This is a genomic window from Amycolatopsis sp. lyj-109 (assembly GCF_046548995.1).
Classification (GTDB): domain Bacteria; phylum Actinomycetota; class Actinomycetes; order Mycobacteriales; family Pseudonocardiaceae; genus Amycolatopsis.
In genome coordinates this window covers 290,705-310,289 of record NZ_JAJPWR010000001.1, presented here as the reverse complement: position 1 = coordinate 310,289, position 19,585 = coordinate 290,705, and the positions used below count along the sequence as shown (strand labels likewise).

The window sequence follows — 19,585 nt, the reverse complement described above, 5'->3', positions numbered from 1 at the left end:
ACCCGGTGCGACCGGAAGGTGGCATGGAAACGGCCGTTCGGACCAAGCGACCAAACATGTTTGTTCCCGGGCACAACGGGCATGGGCCCACCATCGGACGATCCTCCCGCCCGCCGCGCCGAACCGCAAAGGAGAACTACCCTTTTGTCGCAGGACCCAACGATGGTCGCCATCGCGGCGACCGCGCGCTGGCGGGCCCGGATCGTGGCGGCTGCCGCGAGCGCGGGGATCAGCCTCACCGACCCCCTGGCGGGCGTGCCCGGCATCCGGGTGCTGACGTGCGCCTCGGGCGACCTCGGAGCGATCGTCCCTCGCCTGACCCGTGACGCCGGCTCGCCCCGCCCGGCGATCGGCGCCCATTCCGACTCGATCGCCGACCGCGAGCTGAGAGATGCGGTGGCGGACGTCGCAGCCCTGCTTTCGTTGCACGGAAACGTGGTGCTGGACCTCGACGCGGGCGGCCGCCGGTCCCGCCCGGCCCGGCCGGACGTGGTGGTTTCGGCCGGTGTGGACCGTCCGCAGTGGACGGAACCGGCGGTGACGCTGCCGGTGGGCCGCGGCCGGCGAGGTGGCCCGTTGACGGTGGCGCTGACGGCGGGCCCGGGTTTCGAGGAAACGCTCTTGGAGCTGGCCCGCTTGGTCGAGGCCGACGCGGCTTAGCCCCGCCCCCATGGGCGCGAGGCACGAGCGCCGGGTGCGGCGCTCACCGCGGCCGATCAGCAGGCGCTCGCCGACCTGGGCTAAAGCTCGTCCTCGACCCACTCCAGCAGGTCGCCGGGCTGGCAGCCGAGCACCCGGCACATCGCTTCCAGCGTGCTGAAGCGGACGGCTTTGGCGCGGCCGTTCTTCAGCACGGCGACGTTGGCCGGCGTGAGGCCGACCTTCTCGGCGAACTCCCCGACGCTCATCTTGCGCTTGGCCAGTTCGACGTCGATGCGCACGACGATCGGCATCAGATGACCGCTTCCAGGTCGGACCGGAGGGTGGTCGCTTGCCGCAGCAGGGCGCGCATGACCACCATCAGCAAGCCGACCACGGTGATCGCCACGGTGACCAGGAACAGCAGCATCGGCATCCCCGGGTCGTCCGCGTTGAAGCCGACGAAGAGCAGCATGCCGGCCACCACCAGCCACGCGGCGGCCACCGCCCAGACGATCGCGTCGACCCACTTCAGGGACGCGGTGGTGAAGATCCGGTCCTTCTTGACCAGCGTCAGCAGCTTCCAGGTCGCGACGACCACCACCTGGACGCACAGCACGAGGAACACCGCGATGGCGGTCAGCGGCCAGCGCAACGGAGCGTCGTGCGGGTTCTGCTGCGTGTGGTAGGCGATCCCGCCCGGCAGTGAGAGCGTCTGGAACACGACGAGGACGCCGAACAGCACCACGAGGAAGAATCTGAGCGCGGCAACGGCCCACTTCTCGGTAACCATGTGCCGACTATCGCGCTCTTCCTATCGAAAGTCAATCGGTAGCGATCGAAAGACGATCAACTCGGCTCGGGATCCAAGCGCACCGACTCCAGTGCGACGTACAGCTCGCCGATGTCGACCGGGTCGGTGAGGTCGCGCTTGGTCAGCTCCTGCACGCGGCGCAGCCGGTAGCGGACCGTGTTGGGGTGGACGAACAGGCGGTCCCCGGCCTCCTTCGCCGAGCCGTGGCCGGCGAACCACGCCAGCAGCGTGTCGAGCAGGACTTTGCGCTCCGCCGCCGGGAGGGCGAGCACGCCGGCCAACGCCGACCGGACGACGTCGCGGGCCATCCCGGTCGCGGCCGCGACCAGCGTCGTCACCGGCGAGTCGCCGAACATCACCACGCCCGCGGTCGCCGCCGGCAGGGAGCGGCGGGCGATCCGGGCCCGGTGCAGGGCGTCCGGGACGTCGGGGAAGCCGGTGAACGGCTTGCTCATCCCGGCCGCGACCGGCAGGGAGCCCAGCACTTCGCGCAGCCGCCGGACGTCGTCGATCCGGTCGATCGCGACCAGGCCCGCCTCGCCGGCGGGGCGCCACGCCGACCGCCAGCGCCGCGCCCGCAGCAGCGCCTCGACGGAGTCGTGCTCGTCCGGCTCGATGCGTTCGGTGACCACGGCGACGAACATGCCCGCGGTCGGCAGGCCCAGCTCGCGGGCCGCGCCCTCCATGTCCGCCTGGCCGGCGAGCCGGCCGCGCAGCAGGTCGTCCAGCAGTCGCGCGTTGGCGTGCGACGGCTCGGCCGCGACCTCCTCGTACGCCGTGGTCAGCGCGTCGGAGTAGAGGTCGATCGCCTTCCAGACGTAGGAGTTGATCTCGATCGTCCGGGCCGGGTTGATGAACTCCGGGCCGGCCAGCTCGAGCAGTCCTTCGTAGACGAAGGTGCCGCCGATCCGGAACGCCCGCAGCACGGCCGGCAGCGGGATGCCCTGGCGCGCCTGGGCGAGCCCGGTCTTGCGGGCGGCGTCGAGGGCGAGGCCGCTGCCTTCGGCCAGTGCCGTCAGCGCGCGCTCGAGGTTGGCCTGGCAGACCTGCCGCAGCTCGCCCGGGGTGACGTCCTCGACCTGCCGGTAGAACTCGTCTTGCTCACTGAGCAGCCGGGCCAGGCGATCGGCGAACTCGGGGAGCCTGGCCAGCATCTCGCGCACGAGTTCGCGGTGTTCGCGAGGTACCGGCCTGGCCAGAGCTTCGATGCCCATCCCTCACTTTAGCTCGGGTCCGCCGCGCGGGACATGCACGAAGTTGAGTAAAATTCATGTCCGTCGGGTGATCGATGTCGTGAGGTCTTGACGGCTCAGGCCGGCTTGCGCGCGGTCAGGTAGACGTGCGGCTCCGGGGACGCGTCCGGGTGGTCGGGCACGAACTCGGCCTCGTCCTCGCGAAGGATCTCGAAGCCCGCCGCCCGCAGCCGTTCCTTGAGGGGGCCGACGGTGAAACTGTACGCGCGAACCGCGTGGCCCATGAAGACGATGCCGACCCCGTCGACGTCGGCGGGCACGGTGGCGAAGACGAGCAGGCCACCGGGCCTCAGCCAGGCGGCGAGGCGGCCGATCATGGCTTCCTGCTCGGCCCGCGGGAGCTGGAGCATCGAGAAGAAGGCCGTGATCGCGTCCCAGGTCCCGTCCGCGTAGGACAGTTCGCGCATGTCCCCGAGTTCGAACCGGGCGGCCGGCACCTGGTCACGGGCGATCTCGACCATCTTCGGGGCGACGTCGTAGCCGGTGACGTCGTGGCCGGCGGCGGCCAGCAGTTCCGCGGTGGGCCGCCCGGTGCCGGCGCCGAGGTCGAGCACCCGCGCCGCCGGCGGCAGGGCCGCGAGCAGGTCCGTGAGGGCGGCGCGGTGCGCGGTCGCGGTGCGGAAAGCGTGTTCGTAGTCGGTGCCGAGCGCGTCGAAGACCTCGGCGGCGGTTTCGGGGCGGGTCATGACCGCCCACCCTGCCAGACTGAGTGGTCACCGTCGGGAGTTCTCCGGGGGTCTCGACCGCCGAATACCCCCGAAGGACTCCCGACGGCAACCACTTAGGATCTCGCCGTGGCTGGTTTGCGGGGTGTCTTCGCCGGGTTCGGCAAGAGCAGGGCGTTCGCCGTGCTCGGGCGGGCGCTCGTGCCCGCCGACCGGGTGCTGCTGCGGATCAGCGGCGGCCGGGTCGGCGTCGGCGCGGTGGTCGGGTTGCGGACGCTGCTGCTCACGACGATCGGCCGGCGCAGCGGCGAGCCCCGCCAGGTGCCGCTGCTCTACGTCGAGCGGGCCGGCGGGTACGTCGTGATCGGCTCGAACTGGGGTGGCGAGGCCCATCCGGCCTGGTCGGCGAACCTGCTGGCGGACCCGGCGGCGACGGTCGCAATCGGCGGCCGGACCGCCGAGGTCACCGGTCGGCTCCTGACCGGGGACGAGCGCCAGGAGATGTGGGACGCGGTCGCGGGGTACTGGCCCGCGTACGACCGGTACGCCGTGCGGGCCGAGCACCGCGAAATCCGCGTCTTCCTGCTGGAGCCGGTCAGCCGATGAGGTCGGTCTGCCGGATCCGGTACACCTGCAGCCGCAGGTTGTAGTACTTGTCGGTCTCGCCGACCCACTGCATGCCGAGCCGCTTGGCGACCGCGATCGCCCGCGTGTTGTTCGGCCGCGCGACGGCGAACAGCTCTTCGGTGTCCTGGGTGAAGGCCCACTCGATCAGCGCGGTCGCCGCTTCGGACGCGTAGCCGTTGCCCCAGGCGCCGGGGCTCAGCTGCCAGCTCAGTTCGAGGTCCTCTTCGAACGGCGGCAGCAGCCGGATGCCGAGGCCGCCGATCACCACGCCGTCCTCCTTGCGTTCGATGGCCCACCGGCCGCGCGGCGGTGGCAGGTTCGGCTGCGCTTCCTGCCAGGCATGCAGGACCGCGCGCATCGCGCCGATGTCGCCGACGCGGTCCATGGCCGGGGTCAGCCAGTGCGTGACGTCTTCCGCGCCGTAGATGGCGAACGCGGCTTCCGCGTCGGCAGGCGTCCAGTCCCGGATCACGAGCCGGTCGGTGCTCAACGGGGTCTCCATACCAGGACGCTACGCCGGGAGGCCGATGATTGTTCCCGGCCGAAAGTGCTCAGAAGATGAACACTTAGGCGTGGACGATGGGGGCATGGAGAAGATCGAAGGTGTGGCGGTGCTGGAAGTCACGTCGGCCGCGGAGTGGCGGTCGTGGCTGGCGGCGCCGGGCGAGGCGGCGGTGTGGCTGGTGATCCGGCGCAAGGGGAGCGCGGTGCCGGGGGTGCGGATCCACGAGGCGATGGAGCAGGCGCTGTGCTTCGGGTGGATCGACAGCAAGGCCTTGCGGCGCGACGCGGAGAGCACGTACCTGTGCTTCACGCCGCGGAAGCCGGCGAGTACGTGGAGCCGGGTCAACCGGGAGCGCGTGGCTCGGCTGACCGCCGCCGGGTCGATGACGCCGGCCGGGCAGGCGGTGGTGGAGCTGGCCCGGCGGAGCGGGGCGTGGGACGTGCTGGCCGAGGCCCAGGACGGGGTGGTGCCGGCGGATCTGCGGAGTGCGTTCGAGGCGGATGCGGTGGCTTCGCGGTGTTTCGAGGGCTTCCCGCCTTCGTCGCGGCGGATGATCCTGGAGTGGATCGCGAAGGCCAAGCGACCGGAGACGCGGCAGCGGCGGATCGCGACGACGGTCGAGCTGGCGCGGGAGAACCGCCGAGCGGCTCACCCGAAGGCGGCTTAGCGAGGCAGCTCACCCGTGACGGCGCCGTCGGGCGGTGCCGCGAATGACTCATTCGGGACCTCCGGCGGTGTTGTTGGCGAATTCGAGCGGGTGCGCTGAGGCCGCTCCGGTGGCGAGCGGATCGCCCACAACAGCCAACTCACCGCCCACAACAGCCAACTCGACACCCGGAGCGGCCAACTCGCCCGGGTTCTCCGGCGTGTTGGCCGTTGCGGCGGGCGAGTTGGCCGCTCCGGTTGGCATGAAACCGAATTCGCCAACAGCATCCTCCGGCGTCTCGAATGAGTCATTCGCGACCTCCGGCGAGGACCCGGCCTACAGTCGGCTCGTGGACGAACTGCACGCGCGCCCGCCCGGACGTCCACGCCGCGGCGATCTCCTACCGGGCCGCCTACCTCACCGGCGCCGGCGAGGTGTCCGGCATGGGCGACCTGACCCTGGAGTCGTCGCGCCGCGCCCGCGGGTTCGCCGTCTGGGCGGCGCTGCGCGAGCTGGGCCGCGACGGCGTCGCCGAACTCGTCGACCGGTGTTGCCGGCTGGCGCGCCGCTTCGCCGGAAGACTCGCCGACGGCGGTGCCGAAATCGCCAACGACGTCGTCCTCAACCAGGTCCTGGTGTCTTTCGGCGGCGACACCGACGCCGTCATCCGGAAGGTCCAGGCCGACGGCACGTGCTGGCTGGGCGGCACCACCTGGCGTGGCCGCCGGTACCTGCGGATCTCGGTGTCCGGCTGGTCGACGACCGAGGCCGACGTCGACCGCAGTGCCGCGGCGATCCTCCGCCTGCGGGGTCAGTGACCCTCGCGCACCGAGAGCGAGTCCGTCCGCCAGGCGATTTCCTTTTCGCCGCCCGTCGGCCAGCTCGACGACAGCCGGCGGCGGACACTGCCCAGCGCGCCCAGTTCGGCGAGATCGACGCGGGCGCCCTGCTTGGCCAGCGAGGACACTTCGGCGGTGGTGAGCGGGACGAAGTCGAAGTACTGCGCGTCTTCGCCGCCTGCCCAGTCGACGAATTCGGTGAAGATCGCGGCGAACGACTGGCCGCATTCCGGGCACCGGCGCAGTGAGATGCTGAAGTGCGACCGCTCGACGAGGCGATGGGTCTTGTTCAGCCGGGTCGTGCAGAACGCCAGTGCGGTCAGGGCATCGTCGCCGGAACAGCGGGCGCAGCCGAACTCGGTCATCGCCCGATCATCGCACGCGTGAATGCGCACCCGGCTGCGGAGGTACACCGAAACCCGCTGACCACCCCGATTCACTCTGGTCCGCAGTGGTCTGGACCTGTTAGCCTCAGTGCGTACGCTCGTCCGGCCGGTGAGGAGAATCCCGTGCTCCGCATGAGAAAACGCATCGCTGTCGTCGCGCTCGCGCTCGCCGGTGCCTCCGTCGTCGCGCCGCCGGCGGAGGCCGGGCAGGGGCCGGGCAAGGTGATGGCCTACTTCGCCGACTGGGACGTCTACGCCCGCGGCTACCACGTCAAGGACATCGAAACGTCCGGTTCGGCCGCGAAGCTGACCCACATCAACTACGCGTTCGGCAACGTGACGGGCGGCGGCTGCGCGGTCGGCGACCCGTGGGCCGACCACGACATGCCCTACGACGCCGCCACGAGCGTCAGCGGCCAGGCCGACACCGGCACCCTGCACGGCAGTTTCAACCAGATCCTCGAGCTCAAGAAGCTGCACCCGAAGCTGAAGGTGCTGTGGTCCTTCGGCGGCTGGACCTGGTCGGCCGGCTTCACCGAAGCGGCGAAGAACCCCGCCGCGTTCGCGGAATCCTGCTATAACCTGGTCAACGACCCGCGCTGGGCGGGCGTCTTCGACGGCATCGACATCGACTGGGAGTACCCGAACGCCTGCGGCAACACCTGCGACACCAGCGGGCCCAAGGCGTTCACCGGGCTGGTCAAGGCGCTGCGCGCGAAGTTCGGGCGCCAGCTGGTGACCGCCGCGATCACCGCCGACGGCTCGACGGGCGGCAAGATCGACGCCACCGAGTACGGCGCCGCGAGCCGGTACCTCGACTGGTACAACGTGATGACCTACGACTACTTCGTCGCGGGTGCCGGCCCGACCGGGCCGACCGCACCGCACTCGCCGCTGCGCGCCTACCCCGGCATCCCGACCGCCGGCTTCTACGCCGACGCGGCCATCCAGAAGCTGCGCCACCAGGGCGTTCCTTCGTCGAAGATGTTGCTGGGCCTCGGGTTCTACGGCCGCGGCTGGGACGGCGTCACGCAGAAGCAGCCGGGCGGCACCGCCACCGGCCCGGCACCCGGCACCTACGAAGCGGGCGTCGAGGACTACAAGGTGCTCAAGACCAAGTGCCCCGCCAACGGCCGGATCGCCGGCACGGCGTACGCGAAGTGCGGCTCGCAGTGGTGGAGCTACGACACGCCCGAGACGGCGTCGGCGAAGGCCGGTTACGCGAAGTCGCAGGGGCTCGGCGGCGTGTTCGCCTGGGAGCTGTCCGGTGACACGGCGAACGCCGAACTGCTGCGGGCCATCGCCGGCCGCTGCTGACCCCCAGCTGGAGGGCCCGGGCGCGAGCCGCGTCCGGGCCCTTCGTCCACTGAGGACTCACTCAGGACTCACTCAGGACTCACTCAGAACTCACTCGGGACCGCGCGGGGAACCCGTGCCGCCGGGCGCCGAGCACCACGGCGAGCACCGGCAGCAGGAGCATGAGCAGTGCCCAGGGGAAAGCCGCCGGCCCGGCCGCGTCGAGCAGGACCCCGCCGGCCACCCCGCCCGCGGCCATCGCGGCGTTCCACAGCGTGACGAGCATGGCCTGCGCGTTGTCCGCCGCCGCGCCGCCGGCGTTCCCGGCCGCCGTCTGCAGCAGCGTCGGGACGCCGCCCCAGCCGAGGCCCCAGAGCGCCACGGCGACGTAGACCAGCGCCGGGCTGCCCGCGAACACCGCCAGCAGCGTCGCGGCCACCGCGACGCCGACCGTGCTGAGCACCGTCAGGGCCCGCAGGGCGCGGTCGATCCGGGCGCCGACGACGCCGATGCCGGCCAGCGAAGCGATCCCGAACACCAGCAGGACGGCGTCCACCGCACCGCCCAGCCCGGCGTGGCCGAGGAAGGCGGCGATGTAGGTGTAGAGCACGGTGTGGGCCAGCACGAAGACGAGCGTCACGGCGAGCACGGGCACGACGCCGGGGACGGTGAGCGTGCGCAGGACCGGCGTCCGGCCGGCCGGCTGCCCGGGCTGATCGGGCACCGCCGTGGCGATCCAGGCGAGCAGCACGACCGCGATCGCCGACATGACACCGAACGCCGAGCGCCAGCCGAGCAGGCCGCCGAGGAACGTCCCGGCCGGGATGCCGAGCGAGAGGGCCAGCGGGATGCCGGCCATCACGATCGCGATGGCCCGGCCCTGGTCGTCCGGGGCGAGCCGGCGTGCGTAGCCGGCGAGCAGCGCCCAGACGACGCCCGCGGCCACCCCGGCGACGAACCGCGCCACCATCGTCAGCGCGTAGTCCGAAGACAGCGTCGTGACGGTGTTGGCCAGCGCGAACCCGGCGATCCCGGTGAGCAGCAAGCGTTTGCGGGACCAGTTCGCGGTGGCGGCGGACAGGGGGATCGCGGTGAGCGCGGTGCCGAGCGCGTAGATCGTCACCGCCTGGCCGGCCGCGGATTCGCCGACGCCGAGGCCGGCGCTCATCCCGGGCAGCACGCCGGCGGGCAGCGCCTCGGTCAGCACGGTGACGAACGCGGCGGTGGTCAGGGCGAGCAGCGGCAGCGTTCGGGTGCGGAGGTTCGTCATGCCGCTATGCTCGAACCCTCACATTGATGTGAAGGTCTACGTGAGGTGGGGCACATGCGGATCGGCGAGCTTTCGGAGCGCACGGGCACGTCCCGCCGGCTCCTCCGGTACTACGAGGAGCAGGGCCTGATCATCGCCGGTCGCGGCCCGAACGGCTACCGCGACTACGACGAGCCGATGGTCGACCGGGTGATCCAGGTCCGCGGCCTGCTCGACGCCGGCCTGCCCACCCGGATCATCAAGCAGATCCTGCCCTGCCTGGACAAGCCGCGGACCATCTACTTCCCGGACGCGACGCCGGAGATGATCGCGACGCTGGAGGCGGAGCGCGACCGGATGACCAGGCGGGCGGACTGCCTGCTGCGCAACCGCGACGCGATCGGGGAGTACCTGGCCGCGGTCCGCGGGTACGACGGCGCGCAACCGGCGTGACGCCCGGCAGGATGCCTGGCGGCGACCACCGCGTCGGCGGTCACGGGTACGCACTGTCCTCGAGCGCGAGGAGGGCCGTTTCGGCTTCCTTGGAATGGGAGTCTTCGGGGCTTGACCGGTAGAAGTCGAGCGACTGGTGGAGGACCCGGCGAGCGTCGTCCGGCCGGCCGGCGGCCCGGTAGCAGTCGCCGAGCGCGGTGAGGAAGAACGCCCGTCGCCGGATGTTCCCGATTTCGCTCAGGACTTCGACGCAGCGCTCCAGGAGTTCGATGGCCGTGGTCCATTCGCCGTCGCGCAGCGCCACGAAACCGAGGTTGCCGACGGCGTGCGCCTCCCCGGCGATGTCGTGGTGCTCCTTGGCCACCGCGGCCGCCCGGCTCAGCCACTTCCGGGCGCCCGGCCGGTCGTCCCACTGGAAGTGGCAGAACCCGATCATGTCCAGTGTCTTCACGTAGAGCCGCGGGTCCTCGGCCGGTTCGATCAGGCCGAGAATGCGTTCGCACTGCTCCATTTCGGCTTGGTAGTCCGCGGAGTGGTACTCCCACGCGCCGGCGAGCACGTAGCGGAGATGAGCCTCCTGCAGCCGGTCCCCGGACCGCTCGGCCAGCAGCAGCGCGTCCGGCAGGGTTTCCAGCGCGATTTCCGGGTGTCCCGCGAAGATGGCGACGCTGGCGAAGATCCGGTGCGCGATGAGCTGTGCCGGGACGTCGCCGAGCCGTTCGGCCGCGGCGAGGGCCAGCCGGGCGGCGGCCTCCCGTTCGGGCAGCAGCCCCTGCCGGGCCCGGAATTCGTTCAGCAGCCAGACCTGTTGCCAGACCTGGGTGAGCCAGGACCGGTCGACCGCCAGCTCGGTGGTGGCGGTCAGGCAGGCGTGCTCTTCGGTGAACCACCGCAGCGCCTCGACGTGGCCGTCGAACCGCAGCGGTTCGACCCCGGGCAGCGCGGGGGCGATCCCGATCGGCCGTTCCAGCGGCTCGAGCGCGTGGTTGCCGTGCCAGGACGTCTGGAGGTAGAAGTCCGTCACCCGCCGCAACGCGGCGTCGCGAGCGCTTTCCGGCAGCATCCGCTCGGCCTCTTCGGACGCGTACAGCCGGACCAGGTCGTGCATCCGGTACCGGCCGCTCGCCGTCCGCGTGACCAGGTGCGCGTTCTCCAGCGCCCGCAGGACCTTCCGCGCCCCGGTGAGCGGGACGCCGGCCAGCGCGGCCGCGGCGGGCAGGCCGGTGTCCGGTCCGGGAGCCAGTGCCAGCAGCCCGAACAGCGCCGAAGCCTCGGGCGTGAGGTGGCGCAAGGACCAGGAGAACACCGTGCGCAGGCTCAGCCCGGCCTCACCGGTGTCGAGCCCGTCCAGCCGGGCGGCGTGGTCCCGCAGCTCCTCGGCCAGCAGCCGCAGCGGCAGTTCCGGCGAGGTGGCCGCGCGGGCGGCGACGATCCCCAGCGCGAGCGGCAGCCCGGCGCAGAGCCGGACGAGCTCGTCGACGGTCGCGGCCTCGGCGGTGAGCCGGCCCCGGTCGAGGTGCCGCGCCAGCAGTTCCCGGGCTTCTCGCGCGGAGAGGACGTCCAGCGAAATCGGCCGCGCGCCGTGCGTCGCGACGAGCCCGCCGAGCCGGTGGCGGCTGGTCACGAGCACCCGGCAGGCCGGGCTGCCGGGCAGCAGCGGGACGACCTGGCCCGTGCCGGCGGCGTTGTCGAGCACGACCAGCACGCGCTTTCCGGCGAGCAGGCTGCGGTAGAGCGCGAGCTGCGCGTCGGGTTCCGGTGGCACCGCGGCCCCCTCCACGCCGAGCGCGTGCAGGAACCCGCGCACCGCCACGGAAACCGGCATCGGCTCGGCGGCCGGGTCGAACCCGCGCAGGTTCACGTAGAGCTGCCCGTCGGGGAACTCGGCGAGTTTCCCGGCGGCCCAGTGCAACGCCAGCGACGTCTTCCCGATCCCGCCCGCGCCGCCGATGGCCGAGATGACCACCGGGCCCGCCGCTTCCCCGGCCCGGTCGAGGGCCGCCAGCAGCTCGGCGCGCCCCACGAACGACGCCGGCGCCGCCGGGAGCTGCTGCGGCACCGGCCTCGCCGCGCCGGGGTCCCGGCCCGGATCGCCGTGCAGGATCCGCTCGTGCACCTGCCGGAGAGCCGCGCCGGGATCGGCACCGAGCTCCTCGGCGAGCAGGCGCCGCATCCGGTCGAACTCGCGCAGGGCGTCACCCTGACGGCCGGCACGGGACAGCGCGAGCATCAGCTGGCCGCGAAGCCGTTCGTCGAGCGGGTGTGCTTCGGCCAGTGCGGTCAGCTCGGGGATCAGTGCACCGGCCCGGTCGCCGCGGAGCCGGACGTCGGCGAGGTCGAGCTGCGCGCCCAGGCGCCGGCTTTCGAGGGTTTCCCGCAGTTGGGCGAACCACGGCGTGTCGAGGCCGGCGAACGGCTCGCCGGTCCACAGGGCCAGCGCCGCCTCCAGCAGGCCGGCTTTCGCGCGGTCGTCGCCGCCGGCCGCGGCCTCGCCGAGGAGGCGCAGGAAGACGTGGAGGTCGACGGCTTCGGGGTCCGCCGTCAGCAGGTAGCCGCCCGAGCGCTGGGTGACCGTCGCTTCGCCGAGGGCCGTCCGCAGCCGGGAAACGTAGCTGTACAGGGCATTGCGGGGGTTGACGGGTAGCTGCTCGCCCCAGATCCGCTCCGCGAGGACGTCCGCGGGCACGACCTTGTTCACGTCCGTCAGCAACGCGGTGAGCAGGCCCCGCTGGCGGGGGCGGCGGATTTCCACGGGGCGGCCGCCGACGTCGACGTCGAGCTCGCCCAGCAGCCTGAACCGCACCGGCAGCCCACCCCTCCGTCTCCCCGTGTCCGCTCGGCCGCCCACTGTAACCGACGGCCGGAAAGGATCGGGAAAGTTCCGCGCAAGGCCGGTCGGGCACGGTGGATCTCGTCGGCGGTACCGCCACGAATCGCCGAGGGGGCGGTTCGTGGCCCGGTGCCGCGACCGCGGGCCGGATCGTCTTCCCCTGCCATGGCCGCCGCCCCAGGGCGGCCCTTGGCGATCCGGCGGGTGGCGGGCGGTCCGGTTCCCTCGAACGCACCGGGCCGGCCCGCCGCCTCACCAGCGGCGGGACGGGTCGATCACGTGGACGGCCGCTTCCTCCGCCGAAGCCGCGCCGCCGTCGATGCCGGCGTCCGAGGCGTACAGCTCTTCGTCGGTGTCTTCGCCGAAGCCTTCGTCCGAGGCGACCAGGCGGCCCGCGCGGACGTCGCCGACCTCGTCGTCGATCAGCTCGCCGTCGGTGTCTTCGGAGTCGCCCAGTCCGTCGTCGTCGAGGTCGTCGGCCAGGTCGGGGGCCTCGCGGGCGAGCCGGCCCGCCCAGCTCTCGCCCTCCGCGGTTTCGCGCGCGGTGGTGCCCCAGCCTTCGGTCGCCTGCGCGCGTTCCGGCGGTGAATAACCCTCCGCCAGTTCGTCACGGTCGTCCAAAGTGTCCTCGGGGTCGAGGATACCGTTGTCCGCGTTGTCTTCGATGTCGTCGTCCACGGCCTCCATCTTCGCGCAAACTCATTGGCCGCGCCCAGCCCGGGTGATATGACCGTGCTGAGTCGGGGCCTCACCCGACCCGGTGAAAGGTGATCCCTCATGCCGATGAGACGCAGGGTGCTGGCCGCGGGGCTGGCCGGGGTGTTCGGCGCCGCGCTGTCCGGGCGGACGGCGGAAGCCGCCGAAGCCACGCCGCCGGTGCGGCTGGACCAGCTGAACCTGGTCAACCTGTCGCACGTCAACGACCCCGCCACGACCAACGTCTTCCCCGGGGACCCGGCCTTCGAGCTGGAGACCATCGCCACCATCCCCGAAGACGGCTACTACCTGCAGTTCGTCCGCGAAGGCGAGCACACCGGGACGCACTGGGGCGCGCCCGGGCACTTCAACACCGGGGAACCGCTCGCCGACGACATGGACCCGGCGGACCTCTTCCGGCCCGCCGTCAAGATCGATGTACGGGCGAAGACGGCGCACAACCCGGACTACGCGGTCACGATCGACGACCTCAAGGCGTGGGAGAAGCGCCACGGCCGGATCCCGAACGAGTCGGTGGTGGTGCTGTGGACCGGCTGGGACGCCAAGTGGGGCACGCCGGCCTTCCCGAACACCGGCGCGGACGGCGTGCTGCACCAGCCGGGGTTCTCGATCCCGGCGGTGCGGTGGCTGATCGACACCGGCCGGCTGGGACGCCGCGGCGGAACGGGCACCGACACGTTCAGCCCGGACGTCGGCACCGACGAGACGTACACGGTGTCCAAGCTGGTCTACCGGCGGCACCGGATCAGCCTGGAGATCCTGGCGAACCTCAAGGCCCTCCCGACGACCGGTGCCTGGGTCCTCGCCGGCGGCCCGATCAACCGCAACGGCGCGGGTTCGACGGCGACGATCTTCGGCGTGCTGCCGCCGGGCGTATCGGCCGGCTGAGCCCTCGTGAGTGGTAATTAGGGTTAGAACCCTAATTACCACTCACGACCGGCCGCGGCAGGCTGCTCAACCGGAGCGACGAGAGCGGGGCCGGGCGGCCGAAGCGGTAACCCTGGGCCGTGGTGCAGCCCGCGCGGGTGACCAGTTCGGCCTGCTCGGCCGTCTCGATGCCCTCGGCGACCACCGCCACCTCCAAGTCGGCGCACAGCCCGACCAGCGATCGGCACAGCGCCGCGTCGCGGTCCGGGCGGACGCCCGTGGTCAGCGCGCGGTCCAGCTTGATCAGGTCGACCGGCAGCGCGTGCAGCACGGTCAGCGAGCTGTACCCCGCGCCGAAGTCGTCGAGGGCCACCCGGACGCCCAGGTCCTGCAGGCGGCGGATCGCGGCCGCGCCCGCCGCCAGGTCCGGGACCGGCACCGTCTCGGTGATCTCCACGATCAGGCGTTCGGCCGGCAGGCCGTACCGGTCCAGCGCGGACCCCACGCTCTGCTCCAGCGTGGCGGCGCCGAGCCGGCTCGCGCACACGTTGACGTGCACCGTGAGCTCGATCCCGGCCGCGGTGATCTCCCGGCAGGCCAGGTCCAGCACCAGCGCGTCCAGTTCCGCGCCGAGACCGGCGCCTTCCGCGGCGCGGACGAACGTCTCCGGCGACACCGCGGTGCCGTCCCGCGCCGTCCAGCGGGCCAGCGCCTCCACCGCCACCGGCTGCTCGTCGGCCAGCCGGACGATCGGCTGGAACACCAGCGCGAAACCCTCCGGGAGACCGCCGTCCGCGCGGCGCAGTGCCGACGGGAAGTCGGGTGGCCCGTCCGGCGACGGGTGGTACACGACCGTCGTGTCCTTGCCGAGCCGTTTGCCCGCGTACATCGACGTGTCCGCGCGGCCCAGCAGCACGTCCGACGTCACCGACGGCTCCGCCGGGTCCGGCACCACCAGGCCCATGCTCGCGCGGACTCCGACCAGCGTGCCGTGCACCGCGAACGGCCGCCGCAGCGCGCTCTGGATCCGATCGGCGACGGCCTGCGGGGCGTCGACCTCGCCCTCCAGCAGGATCGCGAATTCGTCACCGCCCAGGCGCGCGACGGTGTCGCCCGCGCGGACGCAGCTCAGCAGCCGCTGGGCGACCGCGTGCAGCAGGACGTCCCCGCCCGCGTGCCCGAACCGGTCGTTGACCTCCTTGAAGTCGTCCAGGTCGACGAAGATCAGCACGAGCGGCCCGTGCCCGCCCTCGGCGCCCTGCTCGACAGCCCGGTCCAGCCGGTCGGCGAACAGCGCGCGGTTGGCCAGCCCGGTCAGCGGGTCGTGGTAGGCCTGGTGGGTCAGCTGCTGCTGGCCCTCGTACACCCGGCGCAGCAGCAACCTGTTGTCCAGCAAGGAAAGCAGCTGCCGGGCGAGCACCAGGAACACCACCAGCACGCCGACGAACACCTCGACGCCGTCCGGCCCGGCCCCGGCCACGACCTGCACGGTGATCAGCATGGCGACGGCGGTGACCGGCAGGTACGGCAGCGCCACCTGCCACCAGTCGACGCCGACCGCCTGGCCCGCGTCCTCCCGCCGTCGGGTGCCCGGCGTGACCAGCAGGGCGAACGCGATGAACAGCGGGCCGAGCACGAACCCCGCGTCGGCCCACGGCTTCATGCTGCTCCGCGCGCCGATGCTGACCAGGTAGGCGAACACGCTGTCGGAGCAGGCCAGCGCGACGATCCCGACGGCGGCCAGCAGCAGGTTCGCGCGGTAGGGACGGTCCACTCGGTCGAACACGACCAGCAGCACCGCGACGACCACGACCACCAGGTCCGACAGCGGGTAGGCGATGGCGACCGTCCAGGTCAGCGTGTCCGGACCGGTGGCCCGGACCACCTGCCCGAGCGCCGCGGTCCAGGTGAGGATGAACAGCGAGCCGGTGACGACGAGCCCGTCGAGCACCACCGCGACGCCGAAGTGCGCGGTCCACTGCGCGGGTTGCCAGCGCTCGCGGTCCGGCCGGGCCCGCGCCCGGGCGAGCACGAACAGGGCGGCGAGCGCGAACACCGGGAAGCTCAGGTACCCGACGTCCGCCAGCGACGGCGAGGGCAGCCCGCGGCCGTCGATCAGCTGGTACCAGGACCAGGCGCACTGGCCGAGCGACCAGCCGGCCATACCGAGCGCGACCAGGACCCGCCACCAGCGCTGGTGCTTGCGGAACCGCCGCGCGACGACGATCCCGCAGACCACCCCGGCGATCCCGGCGCTGAGCTGCATGGCGTCGTCGACCCAGAGGGCGAAGGTGTCGCCCCAGAAGGCGAAGCCGTTGACCACGATGAGGGCTGCCGTGACGAAGACGAGCAAGATCGCCACTGGGTACCGCCGCACTGTCATGGCACCTCACGCGGTCACGCACGCCGGTCGGACCGGCAAACAGTACACCGGGCGTGATCAAGTACAAGCGCACCGGCACCGGCGCCGGTCAGGCGATGTCGCGGCGGTGCGGCAGCCGGCCGCCGGGGAGGCCGAACGCGATCAGCGCCCGGCTGTGCGGCGACGTCACAGATCGCCGCCCGGATTCGTCATGAGTGGTGTGACTGATCTTGTGCACGAGCGGCGGCAGCTGACCGGGCTCGCCTACCGGCTGCTGGGGTCGTTGAGCGACGCCGAGGACGTCGTCCAGGAGGCGTACGGCCGGTGGTACGCGCTGTCCGGGCCGCAACGGGACGCGATCGCGTCGCCCGGTGCGTGGCTGACGACCGTCGCGAGCCGCATCTGCCTCGATCAGCTCGGCTCGGCCCGCGTGCGGCGGGAACGGTACGTCGGGGAGTGGATCCCCGAGCCGCTGCCCGGCGAGACCGGGTGGATCAGCGATCCGGCCGACCGCGTCACGCTGGACGAGTCGATCACGATGGCGTTCCTCGTCGTGCTGGATTCGATGACGCCCGCCGAGCGCGTGGCCTTCGTCCTGCACGACGTCTTCGGCTACCCGTTCGCGGAGGTGGGGGACGTCCTCGACCGGACGTCCGCCGCCTGCCGCCAGCTGGCCACCTCCGCCCGGCGGCGCGTCCGGGCGGCTCGTGCGCCGGCGCCCGCCCGGGGCAGCGCGGAGGTCGTGCGGGCCTTCAAGCTGGCCTGGGAGGCGGGGGACATCGAAGGGCTGGTGGGCATTCTCGACCCGGAGGCCACGGTCGTCGCGGACGGCGGTGGGCTCGCCGGCGCGATCCGCCGCCCGATCGAGGGTGGCGAGCGGGTCGCGCGCTACGCCGTCGACCTCACCGGCCGGATCCCGGCGCTGACGATCGAGGAGACCACCGTCAACGGGCGGCCGGGCCTGACCGCGTGGCGGGACGGCGCCGTCGTGGCCGTCATGGCGTTCGAAGTGACCGGCGCGTCGATCCGGCGGATCTGGGCGGTGCGGAACCCCGAGAAGCTCCGCCGGTGGCAGGCGGCGTAGGGCCGCTAACGGCCGGGGCCGACGCGGTCGTCGTGCCGGCCGCGCGGGGCGGGCACGACGAACGCGATCACCGCCGCCGCCAGTCCGATGAGCACGGATAGGTGCACGGCGGCCGGCACGGAGCTGATCAGGAACAGCCGCAGCGACCCCGAAATCACCAGGCGCCACATCCTCGGGCTCATGATCGACAAGTACCCGCGGCGGGTCGCCGTCAACCGGTGCCCGGGCAACGGCCAGGTCACGTTCACCCGGGGGAGTGGTGCGCCGCCCGGGTGAACGTGCTCCGGCCGGAAAGCGGGCCGTGGCGGCGAACCCGCCTTGGTCATTTCGACATCTTCGACAGCGGTGGCCGGGTGGGTTTCCGGCCGGAATCGTTGTGGCGCAATGCGGCCCTTGTTAACAGAACGCCAAGGAGTTTCGCCGTTTCCCGCCACGACGGGAAAGAAACCGCGGGATAACGATCCGTTTGCCGGAGCGTGATCGACTGGACATCGGCGGGGGCGCTGGCGAACATTGACCTCCGTGCGTGGAAGGGGAGGGGAACGGTGAGCCTCAGAGCGGCGGACGTAGTCGGCGAACTCAAGGCCCTGCGCAAAGGGAGGGCAATTTTCACGACACCGCTCGCGGACCGGATCGGCCCCGCATTGCGCTCCACTTGCGGCATTGTCGAAGATGACGGAACCGTGGAGATGCGGCGTAAGCTGTCTGATCGGTTGCGGCCGCTGGTCGAGTCGTTGCCGGACGATCTGAAGATCGTTCTGCTCGCCGCATTCGCGCTCGACGAGCGAGCGCGGAAACCGTTCTACCAGGAGCGGGTGCACTGGGCGGCGATCACGCTCGACCGCGACGACCGGACGGTCCGGCGGCGGATCGACGAGGGGATCGAGCAGATCGCCGCGCTGGCCGTCGCGGCGGCCGTGCCGGCGCCCCGGGTGTATCCGGGCCGCGGCTGGCACACCGAAGAACTGCGCGTCACGCTGGCTCTCGACCAACCGGTGCCGGAGGCGTTCGAATTCCGGCGGGTGATCGCCGACGCCGACGAAATCGCCGTGCTCGACCTGGCGCTGACGTTGCCGGTCACCGGCGAATCGGGCGATTCGGTACACGAGTCCGATCTCGGTGTCGATGTGTTCCACGGCGGGGTGCTAACCGGGCGGGTGATGGAATCGAGTGACCGGATCGGGCTGGCGTTGCGGCTGCCGGAGCCGTTGCGCCGTGGCGCGCGGCACGAGGTCGGCCTGCGATTCCGGGCGAACCTGCGAGAACCGCGTTACCTCTGCGTGCCGCGGCACCCGTGCGATCTTTTCGATCTGCACGTCCGATTCGGTGAACGGGTGCCGAAGCGGATCGTGCGTCAGGAAAAGGTTTCCCCGGCGGACGACCGGTCGCGAACCGGGGCCGCACTGGCGGCCGACGACGCCGGCGAGGTGCACGTCCGGTTCCGGAACCTCGCCCCGGGCTTCGCCTACGGAATTCGCTGGGCCTGAATTCCCGGAATTTGTCCACGATTTGTCCAGTGTTCCGGCGGTGCCCGGCGACTGTTCCGGACGGGTCGTGAACGGTTATCGGACAATAGCTGGACAACCACCCGTACCGTGCAACGTTGCTGGTCAGCGCCTCGATTAGGCCATATGTCGGACCGGGAACCGTCCAGGCACCAAACTGTCCGTTGTGGACGGCGGGGCCCCGGTGGCGGACACGAGGAGGGCCCGTGGAAACCATGATCGCGGAGGCGGCGGCGGAGGCCGTCGACGGCTACACCGTGCTGGAGGATTCGCCGAGGCCGGAGGGCGGCCTGGCCAAGGAGCAGCTCGACCCGGTCGTGGCGGCGGCGCGCGACGGCGACCCGGACGCGGTCCAGGCGCTGCTGCGGCTGATCAAGCCGACGGTGGTGCGCTACTGCCGGGCGCGGATCGGCGGCCGGGACCTGTCCTACCTTTCGGCCGACGACGTCGCCCAGGAGGTGTGCCTGGCGGTGCTGAAGGTGCTGCCGAACTACCAGGACCGCGGGGGATCGTTCCTGTACCTCGTGCGCGCGATCGCGGCGAACAAGGTCGCCGACGCGTTCCGCTCGGTGGCCAGGGACCGGTCGAAGCCGGTGCCGGAGCTGCCGGACCGGCCCCTGGGCGGCAACGAGCCGGAGAACCACGTCCTCGAGCTGGACCTGGGGGCCCGGCTGGGCCGGCTGCTGGCGTTGCTGCCGCCGCTGCACCAGGAGATCCTGTCGCTGCGGATCGTCGCGGGCCTGTCGGCGAACGAGACGGCGGAGGCGCTGGGCATCTCCGCCGGCAACGTCCGCATCACGCAGTACCGCGCGCTGACCAAGCTGCGCGGCATGATCGGCGACCTGTAG

At 71.9% G+C, this 19,585-nt stretch carries 20 protein-coding genes and 1 pseudogene; 10 read left to right on the top strand and 11 right to left on the bottom strand.

Annotated features, from left to right (window positions below):
• Nucleotides 1-162 precede the first annotated feature (162 nt).
• Complete coding sequence (locus ACLJQF_RS01415; protein WP_410606344.1) at nt 163-660, top strand: hypothetical protein; 498 nt, start codon at nt 163-165, stop codon at nt 658-660.
• 80 nt (nt 661-740) lie between these two features.
• On the opposite strand, the gene ACLJQF_RS01410 is transcribed toward ACLJQF_RS01415, so the two are convergent.
• From ACLJQF_RS01410 to ACLJQF_RS01395, 4 genes are all read right to left on the bottom strand, one after another.
• Nucleotides 741-953: a helix-turn-helix domain-containing protein gene (locus tag ACLJQF_RS01410; RefSeq protein ID WP_160695080.1), complete on the bottom strand. Its 213-nt coding sequence runs from the start codon at nt 951-953 to the stop codon at nt 741-743.
• Nucleotides 953-1,432, bottom strand: a complete 480-nt coding sequence (locus ACLJQF_RS01405; RefSeq protein ID WP_410606343.1) for a DUF2975 domain-containing protein — start codon at nt 1,430-1,432, stop codon at nt 953-955. The genes ACLJQF_RS01410 and ACLJQF_RS01405 overlap by 1 nt, the downstream gene beginning before the upstream one ends.
• Before the next feature lie 56 nt (nt 1,433-1,488).
• The gene (locus ACLJQF_RS01400) at nt 1,489-2,667 is read right to left on the bottom strand and encodes a PucR family transcriptional regulator (RefSeq protein WP_410606342.1); all 1,179 of its coding nucleotides are present in this window, start codon (nt 2,665-2,667) and stop codon (nt 1,489-1,491) included.
• 95 nt (nt 2,668-2,762) lie between these two features.
• Complete coding sequence (locus tag ACLJQF_RS01395) at nt 2,763-3,392, bottom strand: class I SAM-dependent methyltransferase (RefSeq protein WP_410606341.1); 630 nt, start codon at nt 3,390-3,392, stop codon at nt 2,763-2,765.
• A gap of 117 nt (nt 3,393-3,509) precedes the next feature.
• Between ACLJQF_RS01395 and ACLJQF_RS01390 the strand changes: the two genes are divergently transcribed.
• Complete coding sequence (locus ACLJQF_RS01390) at nt 3,510-3,977, top strand: nitroreductase family deazaflavin-dependent oxidoreductase (protein WP_410606804.1); 468 nt, start codon at nt 3,510-3,512, stop codon at nt 3,975-3,977.
• Here ACLJQF_RS01390 and ACLJQF_RS01385 read toward each other — a convergent pair.
• Nucleotides 3,967-4,500 carry a GNAT family N-acetyltransferase gene (locus tag ACLJQF_RS01385; RefSeq protein ID WP_410606340.1) on the bottom strand — a complete coding sequence of 178 codons (534 nt, stop codon included), beginning with the start codon at nt 4,498-4,500 and terminating at the stop codon, nt 3,967-3,969. The genes ACLJQF_RS01390 and ACLJQF_RS01385 overlap by 11 nt on opposite strands.
• A gap of 85 nt (nt 4,501-4,585) precedes the next feature.
• Between ACLJQF_RS01385 and ACLJQF_RS01380 the strand changes: the two genes are divergently transcribed.
• Together ACLJQF_RS01380 and ACLJQF_RS01375 are read left to right on the top strand one after the other, a co-directional pair.
• The gene (locus ACLJQF_RS01380; protein ID WP_410606339.1) at nt 4,586-5,170 is read left to right on the top strand and encodes a YdeI/OmpD-associated family protein; all 585 of its coding nucleotides are present in this window, start codon (nt 4,586-4,588) and stop codon (nt 5,168-5,170) included.
• A 347-nt stretch (nt 5,171-5,517) separates the two neighbouring features.
• A pseudogene (locus ACLJQF_RS01375) lies at nt 5,518-5,967 on the top strand (aspartate aminotransferase family protein); the annotation flags it as partial.
• Here ACLJQF_RS01375 and ACLJQF_RS01370 read toward each other — a convergent pair.
• Nucleotides 5,961-6,353, bottom strand: coding sequence for a hypothetical protein (locus ACLJQF_RS01370; protein ID WP_410606338.1), 393 nt, complete (start codon nt 6,351-6,353; stop codon nt 5,961-5,963). The pseudogene ACLJQF_RS01375 and the gene ACLJQF_RS01370 overlap by 7 nt on opposite strands.
• A 153-nt stretch (nt 6,354-6,506) precedes the next feature.
• Here ACLJQF_RS01370 and ACLJQF_RS01365 point away from each other — a divergent pair, with 153 nt between their 5' ends.
• Nucleotides 6,507-7,691 (top strand): glycoside hydrolase family 18 protein, encoded by a 1,185-nt coding sequence (locus ACLJQF_RS01365; protein WP_410606337.1) that lies wholly within the window; start codon nt 6,507-6,509, stop codon nt 7,689-7,691.
• A 79-nt stretch (nt 7,692-7,770) separates the two neighbouring features.
• Here ACLJQF_RS01365 and ACLJQF_RS01360 read toward each other — a convergent pair whose 3' ends face one another.
• Entirely contained in the window at nt 7,771-8,940 is a 1,170-nt protein-coding gene (locus ACLJQF_RS01360; protein WP_410606336.1) for an MFS transporter, read from the bottom strand.
• A gap of 54 nt (nt 8,941-8,994) precedes the next feature.
• Between ACLJQF_RS01360 and ACLJQF_RS01355 the strand changes: the two genes are divergently transcribed.
• Complete coding sequence (locus tag ACLJQF_RS01355) at nt 8,995-9,372, top strand: MerR family transcriptional regulator (RefSeq protein WP_410606335.1); 378 nt, start codon at nt 8,995-8,997, stop codon at nt 9,370-9,372.
• Between the two features lie 40 nt (nt 9,373-9,412).
• Here the strand turns inward: ACLJQF_RS01355 and ACLJQF_RS01350 are convergent, their stop codons facing one another.
• Together ACLJQF_RS01350 and ACLJQF_RS01345 are read right to left on the bottom strand one after the other, a co-directional pair.
• Nucleotides 9,413-12,175, bottom strand: a complete 2,763-nt coding sequence (locus ACLJQF_RS01350) for a BTAD domain-containing putative transcriptional regulator (protein ID WP_410606334.1) — start codon at nt 12,173-12,175, stop codon at nt 9,413-9,415.
• A gap of 279 nt (nt 12,176-12,454) precedes the next feature.
• The gene (locus tag ACLJQF_RS01345) at nt 12,455-12,880 is read right to left on the bottom strand and encodes a DUF5709 domain-containing protein (RefSeq protein ID WP_410606333.1); all 426 of its coding nucleotides are present in this window, start codon (nt 12,878-12,880) and stop codon (nt 12,455-12,457) included.
• Between the two features lie 99 nt (nt 12,881-12,979).
• Between ACLJQF_RS01345 and ACLJQF_RS01340 the strand changes: the two genes are divergently transcribed.
• Nucleotides 12,980-13,807 carry a cyclase family protein gene (locus ACLJQF_RS01340; protein ID WP_410606332.1) on the top strand — a complete coding sequence of 276 codons (828 nt, stop codon included), beginning with the start codon at nt 12,980-12,982 and terminating at the stop codon, nt 13,805-13,807.
• 31 nt (nt 13,808-13,838) lie between these two features.
• Here ACLJQF_RS01340 and ACLJQF_RS01335 read toward each other — a convergent pair whose 3' ends face one another.
• Entirely contained in the window at nt 13,839-16,169 is a 2,331-nt protein-coding gene (locus tag ACLJQF_RS01335; RefSeq protein ID WP_410606331.1) for a putative bifunctional diguanylate cyclase/phosphodiesterase, read from the bottom strand.
• A 190-nt stretch (nt 16,170-16,359) separates the two neighbouring features.
• On the opposite strand from ACLJQF_RS01335, the gene sigJ reads away from it, so the two are divergent.
• Nucleotides 16,360-17,232, top strand: coding sequence for an RNA polymerase sigma factor SigJ (gene sigJ / locus ACLJQF_RS01330; protein ID WP_410606330.1), 873 nt, complete (start codon nt 16,360-16,362; stop codon nt 17,230-17,232).
• Between the two features lie 5 nt (nt 17,233-17,237).
• On the opposite strand, the gene ACLJQF_RS01325 is transcribed toward sigJ, so the two are convergent.
• Nucleotides 17,238-17,414, bottom strand: coding sequence for a hypothetical protein (locus ACLJQF_RS01325; RefSeq protein ID WP_410606329.1), 177 nt, complete (start codon nt 17,412-17,414; stop codon nt 17,238-17,240).
• 507 nt (nt 17,415-17,921) lie between these two features.
• Between ACLJQF_RS01325 and ACLJQF_RS01320 the strand changes: the two genes are divergently transcribed.
• Together ACLJQF_RS01320 and shbA are read left to right on the top strand one after the other, a co-directional pair.
• On the top strand, nt 17,922-18,719 hold the full coding sequence (locus ACLJQF_RS01320) for a hypothetical protein (RefSeq protein ID WP_410606803.1): 798 nt from the start codon (nt 17,922-17,924) through the stop codon (nt 18,717-18,719).
• A gap of 233 nt (nt 18,720-18,952) precedes the next feature.
• Nucleotides 18,953-19,585 (top strand): RNA polymerase sigma factor ShbA, encoded by a 633-nt coding sequence (gene shbA / locus ACLJQF_RS01315; protein ID WP_410606802.1) that lies wholly within the window; start codon nt 18,953-18,955, stop codon nt 19,583-19,585.